Source organism: Cupriavidus sp. FW305-27, assembly GCF_058787995.1.
Genome location: NZ_JBYTAG010000112.1, coordinates 1 through 13,548 on the forward strand (window position 1 = coordinate 1; position 13,548 = coordinate 13,548).

Below are 13,548 nucleotides of genomic sequence, written 5' to 3' on the forward strand. Positions count from 1 at the left end.
CCCGTGTGAAAGTAGGTCATCGCCAGGCTCTTATTCCGCAGAACCCCCAGCCCCAAAAGGCTGGGGGTTTTTGCTTTTGGCGCGGCGGAAAATGGAATGGCTCGCCGCCGCCGCTCCGGCGTAATACTATTACCGCTGAATCCCCATTACCCATCCCATGTCGGCTGACAGCGCCTGGTACCTCTATCTGCTCGAATGCACCGGCGATTCCATCTACACCGGGATCACGACCGATGTTGCCCGCCGCTTCGCCGAGCATCTGTCCGGAAAAGGCGCTAAATATACGCGATCGCGCAAGCCCATACGCGTTTTGGGCCAATTGCGCTTCGACACGAAATCCGAAGCGTTGAAAGCGGAAATCGAGATCAAGCGCTTGAGTTCGACACAGAAGCGCGCATTTTGCGCGCAACTGCCAGCAACCGAGCCGGCCCGGTAGCCGGCAGTGCGACAAAACAAAAAGGCCGGTATCGCGCAAGCGATACCGGCCTTTTCCATGCTTGCCGATCAGACCACAGTCAGCGTCACGTCGATATTGCCGCGCGTCGCGTTCGAGTACGGGCACACCTGCTGCGCCTGTTCGACCAGCTTTTCGGCAGCCTCGCGCTCGAAGCCCGGCAGCGAGATCTTCAGTTCGACCTGGATGCCGAAGCCTTGAGGGATCGGGCCGATGCCGACCGCGCCTTCGATCGTGGCATCGGCGGGCACGGTGATCTTCTGCTGGCCGGCCACGTAGCGCATGGCGCCCAGGAAGCAGGCCGAATAGCCGGCAGCAAAGAGCTGTTCCGGATTCAGGCCATTGCCGGCGCCACCCATTTCCTTGGGCACGGCCAGCTTGGCGTCGAGCTGGCCGTCGGACGTGGTGGCACGGCCGTCACGGCCGCCGGTGGCGGTGGCATGGGCGGTATAAACGACTTTTTCGAGTTTCATCTAAGGCTCCGGTTTGTTGCCCGAGAGGGGCGTATCAATGCTTGCCGTCAGTCCGGCAGGCTGGAATCGGTCCGCGCCTGTTCAAGCGTCGACCGCAGTGCATGCAGGCGCTGCGTCAGGGCCTGGATCTCTTCGACCGGGCACTGCGTGGCGCACAACATCTGTTCAGGAATACGGGCTGCGCGCTGGCGCAATGCGCGGCCGGAGTCGGTCAGGCTGACCAGCACCCGCCGTTCGTCGGCTGCGTCACGGGTGCGCGTGACCAGCCGCGCCGTCTCCAGCCGCTTCAATAGTGGCGTCAGCGTCCCCGAGTCCAGCGCCAGCCGCGCGCCGAGGTCCGAGACCGTCAGCGTTTCCGCCTCCCACAACACCAGCATCACCAAATATTGCGGATAAGTAAGTCCAAGCTCACTTAAGAGTGGCTTGTACAACTTGGTCATGGCCAGTGAGCTTGAATACAGCGCAAAGCACAGCTGGCGATCCAGTAGCAGCAAATCCGGGGAGGGGTCGTTGTCGCGTTCCATGGCGATATATTAGACGCAATTAGATTGTGCGCAAGATAAATTTTCATTTCGCCGAAATGTGCTCGATACGCCCGTGTATGGCCTGGTGCTGACCCTTAAGTCTGTTTTAAGTCTGGGTCGCTAGCATGACCGTGTCGCGTCGCAAACTGCCGACGCCTGATGCACAAGGAAAGGAACCACACATGATGCGCCAGACCATTGCTCGCACGGCCGTTGGTATCGCGGCCCTTGCCGCCCTTGGCGGCGGCTATGCCTATCTGCAGAGGGAAGTCATCACGCCGGGGTACGCGGCACCTGCGCCAGCCGTCGCGCCAGCGCAGCCGGCGGCCGCCGTGGCCACGCCGACGGATTTCTCCGGCATCGTGGCACAGTACGGGCCCGCCGTGGTCAATATCAGCGTCACCGCGCGCGCCCAGCGCACCGCGGCGCAGATGCCCCCGGGCATCGATCCGGACGATCCGCTGTTCCAGTTCTTCAAGCGTTTCGGGCCGCAGTTCCAGGGTCCGCAAGGCGGCCAGCAGCAACTGGTGCGCGGACTGGGCTCGGGCTTTATCGTGAGCCCGGACGGGCTGATCCTGACCAATGCGCACGTCGTCGACGGCGCGCAGGAGGTCACGGTCAAGCTGACCGACCGCCGCGAGTTCAAGGCCAAGGTGCTCGGCAGCGATCCGCAGACCGACGTGGCCGTGATCCGCATCGACGCCAAGAACCTGCCGGCCGTGCGCCTGGGCGATCCTTCGCAGGTGCGCGTGGGCGAGCCGGTGCTGGCGATCGGTTCTCCCTACGGCTTCGAGAACACCGTGACCGCGGGCATCGTCAGCGCCAAGTCGCGCTCGCTGCCGGACGATACCTATGTGCCGTTCATCCAGACCGATGTTGCCGTCAATCCCGGCAACTCGGGCGGGCCGCTGTTCAACCAGCGCGGCGAGGTGGTCGGCATCAATGCGCAGATCTACAGCCAGACCGGCGGCTACCAGGGCCTGTCGTTCGCGATCCCGATCGACGTGGCCACCAAGGTGCAGCAGCAGCTGGTGGCGCATGGCAAGGTCACGCGCGGTCGTCTCGGCATCAGCGTGCAGGAGGTGAACCAGGCGCTTGCACAATCGTTCGGGCTGCCCAAGCCTACCGGTGCGCTGGTCAACTCGGTCGAGCCCGACAGCCCGGCCGCGCGCGCTGGCCTGAAGCCTGGCGACGTCATCGTGCAGCTCGACAATGACGTGATCGACCATTCGGGCGACCTGCCCGAGCACGTGGCCGATATCAAGCCGGGCACGCAGACCTCGTTGAAGATCATCCGCAAGGGCCAGCCGATGACGCTGTCGGTGACGGTGGGCACGGCCAGGGACCGGGCCGTCGCACAGAAGGGCGGTGGCAGCGAGGCCGGTGGCCGGCTGGGGCTGGCGGTGCGCCCGCTCACGCCGGCGGAGAAGCGTGGCAGCGGCATCGACGGCGGTCTGGTGGTCGAGGACGTGGCCGGCCCCGCCGCGCGCGTCGGCATCCAGCCGGGCGACGTGATCCTGTCGCTCAACGGCACGCCCATCAGCTCGCCCGAACAGCTCAAGTCGCTGGTATCGAAATCGGGCAAGCAGGTGGCACTGCTGGTGCAGCGCGACGATGCGCGCATCTTCATTCCGCTCGACCTGGGCTGATTGCCGCGGGCACGCCAGACTGCCCGCAAGCCGTTAACTGGCAAGGCTTTGCTGCCCGCGCGGGCCGTATACCCCGACGTATACCGACACGTATACGAAGCCGGTATACGGCCCGCTAAGCCTTGCCGGAGGCGGGATTCAGCGCAACGAACTGCTTACAGAAAGCGCGCCAGCAGGTATTATCTCGACTGCGATGCACGAAGCATGCGGCGGCAGCCCCCGCCGACCCTGGTTCTGCTGAATCGACAAAGAGGAAGTCTATGCAGTTGGATTTCACCCGCGCCATCACGCCGGGTACCGATAGAGCGCGGCGACTGACGTCCACGACGTCCACCGCCGGCTCCGCGCCGAAGCCCCGGCGGCGCAAGAAGGTTGTCGCCCCCCACTGGGAGCGCGGCTATCGCTCACACTTCTACCGCAACGAACGCGGCGACAAGCTTGGCGAAGTGCGCCTGTCCGAGCGCGGCGATATCCCCGTGGTCTACCACTGGGCCGCCGGCAATTACTCTGGCGCAGAAGGCTCGCTGGCCCACGCCCGTGCGCGCGTGGAAGAGACCATCGGTTTCGGCATGCGCCAGCTCTCGCTGTTCTGAGCAGGTACTTCGCCGGTGCCGCATCCGCCGGCACTGCGACCCGTCCGCGCCATCGCCTCGCGCGCGGTGCCTTCGCTTCTCCCCAAGATTCCGCGTCTGTTCCGCAGTAGTTCCAGTCGTCGCACCGCTTGCGCATAGCCGCTCGCGCGGGCTTCAGGGCAGTCGCCGCTGCAGCAGCATGTACGCCGCCGCCCCCAGCGCCAGCACCGCAATCAGCCGATAGATATCCTCGCAGGCAATCAGCCTGGCCTGCTGCTCGATCAGCCCGTTCAGTTGCGCGAGCGCGCCCAGGTGGGCCTGCGCCGCATCGAAGCCGCGTGCGGCCAATGCCGCCTGCATGGCAGCCATCCAGTGTTCGGTCTCGGCGGGGCGCTGGCCCACCGCGTGCAGCAGGCTGTCGTGCACCGCGAACTGGCGGTTCTGCAGCAGCACCGCACCCAGCGCCGAGGCAAAGGAGCCGGCGACCTGCCGCATCAGGTTCTTGCTGCGGTAGCCATGGGCGAATTCATCGGGACCCAGCGCCCGGAACGTCAGCCCGGCGATGGGGATGATCACCAGCACGCCGAACAGGCCCTTGCCGACCAGCCCCCATGCCAGCGCCGGCGGGCCGGCGTCGGGCGGCATCTGCGAGAACCACCATGCCGTGGCGGCCATCAGCACCAGGCCGGCGACCATCAGTGGCTTCTTGCGCGTCAGGCGCGGCGCCACCTGCAGGTAGACGAAGATGCCGGCCAGGCTGACCAGCGCGGCAAAGGTGTTGAGCCAGCCGGTGGCCGCCAGCGGGATCTTCAGCGCCTGCTCGGCGTAGATCGGGAACAGGTAGCCGCTCAGGTTGCTGATCATGTAGTACACGAAGTACATCGCCAGGCCGGTCAGGTACACCGGGTGGCGCAGTGCGCGCAGGTGCAGCACGGGTTCGCTGTGGTGCCACTGGTGCCACAGGAACACGGCCAGCAGCGCCAGGCCCGCGGCGGCCACCAGCGCGAGCCTCAGCGGGTGCGAGAACACGTCGAAGCGCGCCTCGGTCAGCGCCGCCTGCAAGGTCACGATGGCGGCGCCGAACAGCAGCAGCGGCCCGAGCGCGGGGCCGCCGGTATCGGTGCGCGGCTCCGCATCCGGCAGCAGCAGCCAGGCACCCAGCGTGGCCAGCGCGGCGAACGGCAGCACGCCGTAGAACACGTCCTGCCATACGCCATGGTCGATCAGCTCGGCGGCGAAGGCCGGGCCCAGCGCCGACCCCGAGAAGATGCCGATCATGAAAATGCGGGTGGCGCGCGGACGCGCGGTCGGGCCGAACAGCACGTTGACCAGGATGCGGCAGCTGGTGAACAGCGCGCCGCCGCCCACACCCTGGATAAAGCGCGCCACCACCATCTGCGGCAGCGCATGGCTGGTTGCGGCCACGACCGTGCCCGCCATGAACAGCAGCAGCGCCCCCGTCAGGTAGTAGCGGTAGCCGAACCGGCGCGACAGCCATTGCTGCTTCAGGATCATCAGCATGCTGCCCACGGCGTAGGCCGCCTGCACCAGCGCGAAGCTGCGCGGGTCGGCGTCGAGGCCGCCGACGATATGGCTGGAGGCAAACACGAACATGATGTTCTCGAGGAACTCCAAGCCGGTGGCCAGCGCCAGCAGCATCATCAGCAGGGTCTGGCGCTGCCGGTGGCTCAGCCAGCGCAGCCACCGCATGCTGACGCGCAATCGCCACAGAGGCTGCCAGGGTGAGCCGGGCTTCATGGCTGGAGCCCCTCCAGGGTCTGGTGCAATTGAGTCAGCGCACGCGTGGCGCCGGCCAGGCCGCCTGCGCCGAGCGGCGCCCAGGCCTCGCCGTAGGCGGCATGCACCGCGGGCGCGGCGCGCTCCAGCAGCCGGCGGCCGGCCGGGGTCAGGGTCAGCTCCAGGCTGCGCCGGTCGCTGGCCGACGCCCGCCGGCGCAGCAGCCCGCGCGCTTCCAGGCCGTCCAGCAGCCGCGTCATCTGCGTGCGCGTGGCGTCCAGCGTGGCGCCCAGCTCGGACGGCATGCTGGGCCGGTTTTCGTCGACGGCAAGCATGCTCAGCAGCAGGTACTGGCTCATGTCCAGTTCGAACGGGGCCAGCGCCTGGTCGATATGGCCGCGCAGCAGGCGCGCGGTGCGCAGCAGCAGCCTGGAGGCCAGGATCAGGTCGCGCGGGGCCTCGGGATGGCGGGCGCAGAAGCGGTCGATGCGTTGTTCGAAAGACATGGCTGGAGGCGTTGCGATCCACGCGAGCGGCGGATCGATTGCATTCGATATAGTTGCAGATGTAATTATATCAAGCGAAGCTAATCCCGGCAGGGCGTGCCGGCCGGCGTGGCTGGCGGGGGCTTAATGCCGCAACGCCGCGGCGATCTGGCGAATGCCTGCCCGCATCGCTGCCAGCGCCTGCGCATGGCCCGCGGCCGGCAGGTTGCCGTAGCGCAAGCCGACATAGGCGGCGCTGACGGCAGCGATCGCGTCGGCCGCGCGCGGCAGCCGCGCACTGGCGCGCGCGGCGAAGTCTTGCGGTCCTTCGGCCTGGGCGCGCTCGCAGCCGTGGCGGGCCAGCAGGGCGCAGAAGCGGGCATAGGCCGCATCGACCGGGTCTGCCGGCCCGCGGCGCCGCCACAGCGGCACCAGCGCCAGCAGGCACAGTGCGCCCAGCACGCCGGCCAGCAACTGCCCGGCGCCCACGCCGGCGCCGAGTGCCAGCAGCAGCCGCTGCTGCTGCGCATGGTCGTACTGCAGCACCCAGCGCTGCCAGGTGTAGACGACGCCTTCATAGGCCCAGCGCAGGTCCTTCAGCCATGCCGGTTGCTGCGACGGCCGCCAGTCCGCGGCTTCGCTGCCCACTACCGCATCCAGCCCCTGTTCGATGCGGCCCGGGGCAACGGCGCTGGTCGGGTCCACGCGCACCCAGCCGCGGCCGTCGAGCCAGACCTCGGCCCAGGCATGCGCATCGGACTGGCGCACCACGTAGTGGTTGCCGATGGGGTTGTACTCACCACCCTGGTAGCCCGTGACCACGCGCGCGGGCACGCCGGCGGCGCGCATCAAGAAGACGAAGCTGCTGGCGTAGTGCTCGCAGAAGCCGCGCCGGGTGTCGAACACGAAGCTGTCGACCTGGTCGCTGCCCAGCGGCGGTGGGCTCAGCGTATAGGCAAAGGGCGCCGCCGCGAACAGCCGCAGCGCGGCTTGCACGCGCGCGACGGGATCGGCATGGCGGTCGGCCCATTGGGCGGCCAGCGCGCGGGCGCGCGGATTGCCGTCCGGCAGGCTCAGGGCCAGCCGGCGCGTGGCGGCTGTCAGCGCTTCGGGCGCGGGGGACAGCGTGGAATGCGTGCGGTAGCGGATGCGCTGGTCCACCGGCCGGCGCACCATGAACTCGCCGTCGGGCGTGGCGGCGCCATCCACGCCGGCGGACAGTGCCTGGCCGCGGTCCAGCGCGAACAGCCAGCGCTGCTGGCTGGGCTCGAGCGTGATGCTGATGTCGATGCCATTCGTGTTGCCGGCGGCGGGCGCTGGCGCCAGTTGCTGCCGGCGCTGCCGCGACGGGTGCCAGGTGGTGCCGTCGTATTCCCACAGCACCAGCGCACGCCAGTACAGCGCCGCGGCGGGCAGCGGCGGGCCGGCGACCTCGGCACGCAGGGCGATTTCGGGAGAACGGATCAGCTGCCCGACGCTGCCCGGCCGCATGGTGTCGCTGATGCCGGTGGTGCCGCGCGGCGCCGATTGCGGCAGTTGCCACAGCGGGTGCTCCAGCCGCGGGAACAGCACGAACAGCGCCAGTGCCCACGGCAGCCCCAGCAGCGCCATGCGTCCCAGCAGCGGCCAGATCGCCAGCCGGCTGCGCGCCTCGGGGTGGTGCAGCAACAGCCAGTTGCGCAGCACCCAGGCGCCGATCGCCAGGCTGTACAGCGCCAGCCAGAACGGCTGGTCGGACAGGTACAGCGTCAGCAGCAGGTAGAACGACAGCTGCGTGACCAGCGTCGCGTCCGACAGCGCGCGGCATTCCAGCAGCTTGAGGATGACAAAGGCTCCCAGCAGCGCCACGGCGAGCTCGCGCCCCATGCCGCCGCCGTCCTGCCACACCAGCGCGCTGGCCACCAGCAGCACCATTACCGCGGTGATGCCGAGCATCCAGCGCGAAGGCAGCGGCGCCCGCCGCCGCCATAGCAGCCAGCGCCAGCCCAGCAGCAGCACCAGCAACAGGCTGACCGCCACCGGCAGCGTGCGCGCCTGCGGCGCCAGCACCAGCGCCAGCTGGCCCAGCAGCAGCCCATGGTCGTCATGCCGCAGCGGCCGCGCGACGGGTTTCACGCCCGGTCTCCGGCGCGGCAGGCCGCGGGCCGTTGCGGCCATAACGCCAGCGCTTCCAGGCAGGCGCGCCGGTGGCTGGCGCCGCGCGCTGGCGGCAGTTCTACGCCGGTCAGGCGCAGGCCGATCTCGGCATCGTCACCGGCGGCCAGCAGCCACGCGCACAGGCGCGACAGCCGCGCTTCCGCCTCCATGCCGGCCGGGAGTGCGTACCAGTCCAGCCAGCGCGCCGGTTGCTGCGGTGGATCGCCGGCGCGGCTGAGCCAGCGGCCGGTGCGCGCGCTGTGCTTCCAGGCGATGCGGTGCAGCGGGTCGCCGCTGCGGTAGCGGCGCAGCTGGTCGATGCCGTCGTCGCTGGTTGCCGCGCTCGCGGCCGTGTGCACGCCATCGCCAGCGTCTGGCCGATATGCGGCAGGCGGTGGCGGGGCATCGGGCTCCGGGGCGGGATAGACCAGCGTCGACATGTCCAGGTCCGCATAGCTCCAGACCCGGAACAGCCCGAACGGAAAGCGGCTGGCGATCGCCACGCGCGGCAGCACCAGCCGGCCCCGGCGCGCAGTCGGCACGTGCAGGGCGAGCATCCCGCTGGCGCTGCCATCGAGCGTCAGCATGGCGGTTGCCACGTTTGGCAGCGTCGGCACGCGCGCCTCGATGCCGATGCGCGCGTCGGCATCGCGGTTGTCGATGCGCAGCTGGAACACGGCATCCTGCCCGGCATGGGCCGGCGCCGCCGGGCCCGCGGCCACGGCGAGGTCGAGCAGGTTGCGGTAGGCCAGCCACATACACGCCATGCCGATGCCGGCCAGCAGGAAGGTCAGCGCAAAGCCCAGGCTGATGTTGTAGTTCAGCGAAGTCAGCAGCATCGCCGCCAGCACGACCGCAAAGCCGAGGCCGCCGCGGGTGGGCAGGATATAGAGGTGGCGCCGATCCAGCAGCAGCGTGCCGCCAGTTCCGCCGGTCGGGCGCCGGCCCGCCGTGCGGCGCTGAGCCATGACCGGCGCGCCGCGGAGCACGCTTTTGCGCGCCGCCATGGCTTTCAGGGAATGGCCACGCCGGCCTGCAGCGCGGCCAGTTCGCCGGCAACGGCGGCGTGGCCGCCCGCGCCGGCGGGCAGCAGCCGATGCGCGGCCACCGCGGTGAAGACCGCCTGCACATCTTCCGGCAGTACCATGTTGCGCTGGGCCAGCAGGGCCCAGGCGCGCGCGCAGGCCAGCAGCGCCAGCCCGGCGCGCGGCGACAGCCCCGCGGCAAAGCCGCCGTGGCTGCGCGTGGCCTGCACCAGCGCCAGCACGTAGTCCACCAGCGCCGGGCTGGCGTACACCTGTGTGGCAGCCTCCTGCAGCGCCAGCACCTGGCTGCCATCCATCACCGGCGGCAGCTTCGGCGCGCTGGCGCCGCCCAGGTACAGCACGCGCTCGAAGGCGGGGTCGGGGTAGCCGAGCGACAGCCGCATGGTGAAGCGGTCCAATTGCGATTCGGGCAAGGCATGCGTGCCGATCTGCTCCAGCGGATTCTGCGTGGCGATCACGAAAAACGGCGACGGCAGCGCGTGCGTGGTGCCGTCATGGGTCACCTGCCCCTCGGCCATGGCCTCGAGCAGCGCGCTCTGGGTCTTGGGCGGCGCGCGGTTGATCTCGTCGGCCAGCACCACCTGCGCGAACACCGGGCCGCGATGGAAGCGGAATTCGCCGGCGTCGCGGACAAAGACCGAAACCCCGATCAGGTCGGCCGGCAACAGGTCGCTGGTGAACTGCACGCGCTGGTATTGCAGCCCGAGCGTGCGCGCCAGCGCATGGGCCAGCGTGGTCTTGCCGACGCCAGGTACGTCTTCGAGCAGCAGGTGGCCGCGTGCCAGCATGCAGGCCAGCGCCAGCCGCACCTGCTGCGGCTTGCCAAGAACGATGCGGCCCAGCTGGGCCTGGGCCTCGGCCAGCGAAGCGACGATGCGTGGGCGAGCTGTCACGTTGGGCCTCGGCGCAAAAGGTGGAAAAAACGGGTGGATGCAGGGAATATCGGGTGAAGACCAGCGCATTGTAGCGGCGCGGGCGGCACGCGGCACCGTCTGTTTCCGTACGGAGACAGTGGATGTCCCGGCGCTGCCTGCATGGTTATGGTGCAGCGCCTGCGCCAGATCGCGCCGGTTCTGGCATCATGAGCCTGTCGGGCCACCGCGGCCCTTCCCATTCCTCTTTCCGCTGCCTGTGCCGCGCCTGCTGCAATGACCTCGCTGGACCCCTGCGCCGACCTGCCTTCCTCCGTCCTGTCTGCCGATGCCGGTGCGCTGCCGCGCCTGGTGCAGGCCTTCCACGCCAACGGTTTCGTGATCCTGCGCGGCTTTGCCGATGAGCCGGCGTGCGCGGCGCTGGAGGCGGTGACGCGTGAGCACCTGGCCGCGGCGGTGCCGCCGGTGGAGTTCGAGGCCGACCTGGGCTATCCCGGCGCGCCGGCCGCACGCGATGCCGCCGGCGGCGGCACGGTCAGGCGGCTGCGCCAGGCCTACGGGCGCGACGAGGTCTTCCGCCGCTGGGCCAGCGACCCGAAGCTGGTGGCGGTGGTGCAGGCGCTGCTGGGCGAGCCCGCCCGCATCACGCTGGCGCACCACAACTGCGTGATGACCAAGCATCCGCACTACGGCAGCCAGACTGGCTGGCACCGCGATACGCGCTACTGGTCGTTTGCCCGGCCGGAACTGGTGACGGTGTGGCTGGCGCTGGGCGACGAGGACGAACGCAACGGCGTGCTGCGCGTCATCCCGGGTTCGCACCAGGCGAAGCTGGAGCCGGGCCAGCTGGACCCGGCCGAATTCCTGATCGAAGCCCACCCGGCCAGCCAGCCCCTGCTGGATGCCGCGCAGCCGCTGGCGCTGCACCGCGGCGACGTGCTGTTTTTCGACAGCCGGCTGTTCCATGCGGCCGGCCGCAATGCCTCCGACGCGGTCAAGCTGTCAGTGGCGTTTGCGTATTTCGGGGCCAGCAACCGGCCGCTGGATGGCACGCGCTCGGCCGAGTTCGGCAGCGTGGAGCTGCCCGCGGCAGTCTGATCCCCGCGGCTGCGCTCAGGTGCGCAGCCCGACCAGCCCGGAAATCTTCTCCGAAGCTTCCAGCAGCGGCGGCAGGAAACGCTCCAGCATCTCCTGCGCGCTGGTGCGGTTGGCCTGGCCGCTGATATTGATGGCGGCGATGGTGTGGCCGGCACGGTTGCGGATCGGCGCGGCCAGCGACACCAGCCCTTCTTCCAGTTCCTGGTCGTTGAGCGCCCAGCCGCGCTTGCGGATGTCGGCGACGATGGCCTTGAGCGCATCCACGTCGGTGACGGTGCGGCTGGTGCGCGCGCGCAGGTCGGTGGCGCGCAGCACGCTGTCGAGCTCGGGCTCGGCCAGGCCGGCCAGCAGCACCCGCCCCATCGACGAGCAATAGGCCGGCAGGCGGCTGCCGATCGACAGGTTGATGGTCATGATCTTGCGCGCCGGCACGCGCAGCACGTAGACGATCTCGGTGCCGTCCAGCACTGAGATCGAGCAGCTTTCATGCACCTGCTGCGACAGCGTCTCCATGATCGGCTCGGCCAGGTTCCAGAACGGCATCGAGGTCAGGTAGGCGAAGCCCAGGTCCAGGATCTTGGGCGTCAGCCGGAACAGGCGGCCGTCGGCCTGCACGTAGCCCAACCCCACCAGCGTCAGCAGGATGCGGCGCGCGCCGGCGCGCGTCAGGCCGCTGGCCTGGGCGATCTCGGTCAGCGTCTGGGCCGGGTGCTGAGCGTTGAAGGCCCGGATGACCGACAGCCCGCGTGCAAAGGACTGCACATAGCTGTCGCTCGGCTTTTCGGGCGTGGCGGCGGCGCTGTCGGCGGTCTGCGGTGCTCGCGGCGGGTTCTGGCGGGAATCGGTAGGGCTGGCCATTTACGTAGCCCGGCGCGGTTCGCCGGATTGGCACGGAAAGGCCGAAAGGGTAGAGGAAATGGCGGGATTGCGCCAGTACCGGCCCCGGACATGGCCTGGCGCCCGGCGCGTGGGTTCCTTACCGGAAGCTGCGCTGCGCCAGCACGAACACCGCCGCCACCACGCACAACACGGCAAAGCCGTGCAGCATGTCCATGCCGGCCAGCAGCGTGGCCTGGCGGTCGACTTCCAGCGAGATTTTGGCCAGACTCGTTGCCGAGAGCGCATCCGGCGCCTGCAGCACCGGGTTGTAGCGGGTGATGTGTTCCACCAGGTGGGTGCGGTGCTGTGCCAGGCCGTCCTGCATGAACACGCTCGCCAGCCCCGTGCCCATTGCCGAGGCGATCTGCTTGCACACGTTCTTGAACTGGTAGGCGTGCGAGAAATCCTCGACCGGCACTTCCAGGTAAGTCATCGATGCCACCTGCACCATCAGCAGCACCGGCGTCAGCCCTTCAAGCAGCACCACCGGCACCAGCGCGTAATCCGGCGCGCCCGGCATCAGCTGCTGCGACAGCAGCATCGCCGCGCAGGCGTAGACGACAAAGCCGATGGCGATTACGCGCCGCTTGCGGAACACCAGCGCCATGCCCAGCGTAATGACGATGGCGCCGATGGCCGACACCGTGCCGCTGGTCGACAACAGCATGCAGGTGGTGCGGAAGGTCAGCCCCAGCCCGGTCTGCGTGAGCGAGGGCAGCAGGAACGACCAGGCCGACGAGAGCAGGTAGTACAGCGTGTAGAAGCCCAGCCCGTACAGGTACTGGCGTCCGGCCAGGCGCGAGAAGTCGATCCATGGATCCGGATGGCGATACAGCCGCCAGCCGCTGAAGGCGAACAATGCCAGCCCGCACAGCGCGGCCAGCGGCATTTCCAGCGAGCTGAAGAAGCGCGTGTAGCGCATCTCCTGCAGCGTATGCAGGAACACCAGCGCGCCCAGCGCGGCGGCGATGGCGGCGGGCCAGTCCAGTGTCGATACCGGCGGATGCGGGTCGCGTGGCGCGCGGGTCGGGTAGGTCAGCGCCACCGACAGCAGTACCGGCAGCGCAATGCCGGCCTGGAACAGGAACACCGCGCGCCAGCCGATATCGTCCAGGAAGATGCTGGTCAGCCACGGCGTGATCGCCAGCATCGAGAACGCGCCGCCGCCGAAGCGCAGCATCAGCGGGCCGCGCTCGGCCGGCGTCGATACCAGCTGCACCAGGATGCGCGAGGCCGCGAACAGGCCGCCGGCGCCCAGCCCCTGCACCGCCTTGCCGGTGATCAGCCCGGTGGGGCTGGCAAACTCGGCGCAGATCAGCGAGCCCAGGACAAATACCAGCAGCGACCCGATGGTGAAGCGCTTGTAGGTGACGCGGCGCGCGACCTGGTCCAGCACCATGTTCATCAGCACCGCGGTGGCCGCGTAGGCCGAGATCGCGTACAGATAATCTTCCGGCGCGGCACCGACGCCGCCCTGGATATGCTGGCTGGCCACGCCCATCATCAGCGTGGAAGAGAAGTCGATACCGGTCACCAGCCCGAGCGTCAGGCCGAACAATGAAAGACGCCAGTGACCCATTTCCGGGTGACTGGCGAGTTGCATGCGCGGGCGCTGGGGGGTGG

General features: G+C 68.9%; 13 protein-coding genes. 4 read left to right on the top strand and 9 right to left on the bottom strand.

All coding sequences use genetic code 11. The annotated features are described in order from the left end of the window. The first annotated feature begins 157 nt into the window (after positions 1–157). A complete protein-coding gene (locus AC3WRI_RS32000; RefSeq protein WP_010809788.1) occupies positions 158–436 on the top strand; it encodes a GIY-YIG nuclease family protein in 279 nt (92 codons plus the stop codon). A 68-nt stretch (positions 437–504) separates the two neighbouring features. Here the strand turns inward: AC3WRI_RS32000 and AC3WRI_RS32005 are convergent, their stop codons facing one another. Together AC3WRI_RS32005 and AC3WRI_RS32010 are read right to left on the bottom strand one after the other, a co-directional pair. After that, entirely contained in the window at positions 505–927 is a 423-nt protein-coding gene (locus tag AC3WRI_RS32005; RefSeq protein ID WP_492294890.1) for an organic hydroperoxide resistance protein, read from the bottom strand. A gap of 47 nt (positions 928–974) precedes the next feature. After that, positions 975–1,451: a MarR family winged helix-turn-helix transcriptional regulator gene (locus AC3WRI_RS32010; RefSeq protein WP_011616382.1), complete on the bottom strand. Its 477-nt coding sequence runs from the start codon at positions 1,449–1,451 to the stop codon at positions 975–977. 182 nt (positions 1,452–1,633) lie between these two features. Between AC3WRI_RS32010 and AC3WRI_RS32015 the strand changes: the two genes are divergently transcribed. Together AC3WRI_RS32015 and AC3WRI_RS32020 are read left to right on the top strand one after the other, a co-directional pair. Continuing rightward, positions 1,634–3,100, top strand: coding sequence for a DegQ family serine endoprotease (locus AC3WRI_RS32015; protein ID WP_011616383.1), 1,467 nt, complete (start codon positions 1,634–1,636; stop codon positions 3,098–3,100). Between the two features lie 260 nt (positions 3,101–3,360). After that, entirely contained in the window at positions 3,361–3,693 is a 333-nt protein-coding gene (locus AC3WRI_RS32020) for a hypothetical protein (protein WP_010809792.1), read from the top strand. A 153-nt stretch (positions 3,694–3,846) separates the two neighbouring features. On the opposite strand, the gene AC3WRI_RS32025 is transcribed toward AC3WRI_RS32020, so the two are convergent. The 5 genes from AC3WRI_RS32025 to AC3WRI_RS32045 all read right to left on the bottom strand — a co-directional run bounded on the left by AC3WRI_RS32025 (position 3,847) and on the right by AC3WRI_RS32045 (position 9,969). After that, entirely contained in the window at positions 3,847–5,430 is a 1,584-nt protein-coding gene (locus tag AC3WRI_RS32025; RefSeq protein ID WP_011616384.1) for an MFS transporter, read from the bottom strand. Next, complete coding sequence (locus AC3WRI_RS32030) at positions 5,427–5,915, bottom strand: MarR family winged helix-turn-helix transcriptional regulator (protein WP_011616385.1); 489 nt, start codon at positions 5,913–5,915, stop codon at positions 5,427–5,429. The genes AC3WRI_RS32025 and AC3WRI_RS32030 overlap by 4 nt, the downstream gene beginning before the upstream one ends. A 123-nt stretch (positions 5,916–6,038) precedes the next feature. Then, positions 6,039–8,009, bottom strand: a complete 1,971-nt coding sequence (locus AC3WRI_RS32035) for a transglutaminase TgpA family protein (RefSeq protein WP_041688273.1) — start codon at positions 8,007–8,009, stop codon at positions 6,039–6,041. Continuing rightward, complete coding sequence (locus AC3WRI_RS32040; protein WP_011616387.1) at positions 8,006–9,037, bottom strand: DUF58 domain-containing protein; 1,032 nt, start codon at positions 9,035–9,037, stop codon at positions 8,006–8,008. The genes AC3WRI_RS32035 and AC3WRI_RS32040 overlap by 4 nt, the downstream gene beginning before the upstream one ends. 5 nt (positions 9,038–9,042) lie before the next feature. Then, positions 9,043–9,969, bottom strand: coding sequence for an AAA family ATPase (locus AC3WRI_RS32045; RefSeq protein ID WP_492294892.1), 927 nt, complete (start codon positions 9,967–9,969; stop codon positions 9,043–9,045). 255 nt (positions 9,970–10,224) lie between these two features. Between AC3WRI_RS32045 and AC3WRI_RS32050 the strand changes: the two genes are divergently transcribed. Beyond that, positions 10,225–11,046: a phytanoyl-CoA dioxygenase family protein gene (locus AC3WRI_RS32050; protein WP_492294894.1), complete on the top strand. Its 822-nt coding sequence runs from the start codon at positions 10,225–10,227 to the stop codon at positions 11,044–11,046. Positions 11,047–11,061: 15 nt separating this feature from the next. On the opposite strand, the gene AC3WRI_RS32055 is transcribed toward AC3WRI_RS32050, so the two are convergent. Together AC3WRI_RS32055 and AC3WRI_RS32060 are read right to left on the bottom strand one after the other, a co-directional pair. Then, positions 11,062–11,904 (bottom strand): IclR family transcriptional regulator, encoded by an 843-nt coding sequence (locus AC3WRI_RS32055; protein WP_010809799.1) that lies wholly within the window; start codon positions 11,902–11,904, stop codon positions 11,062–11,064. Between the two features lie 118 nt (positions 11,905–12,022). Then, a partial coding sequence (locus AC3WRI_RS32060) for an MFS transporter (RefSeq protein WP_492294896.1) occupies positions 12,023–13,548 on the bottom strand: 1,526 nt, incomplete at its 5' end.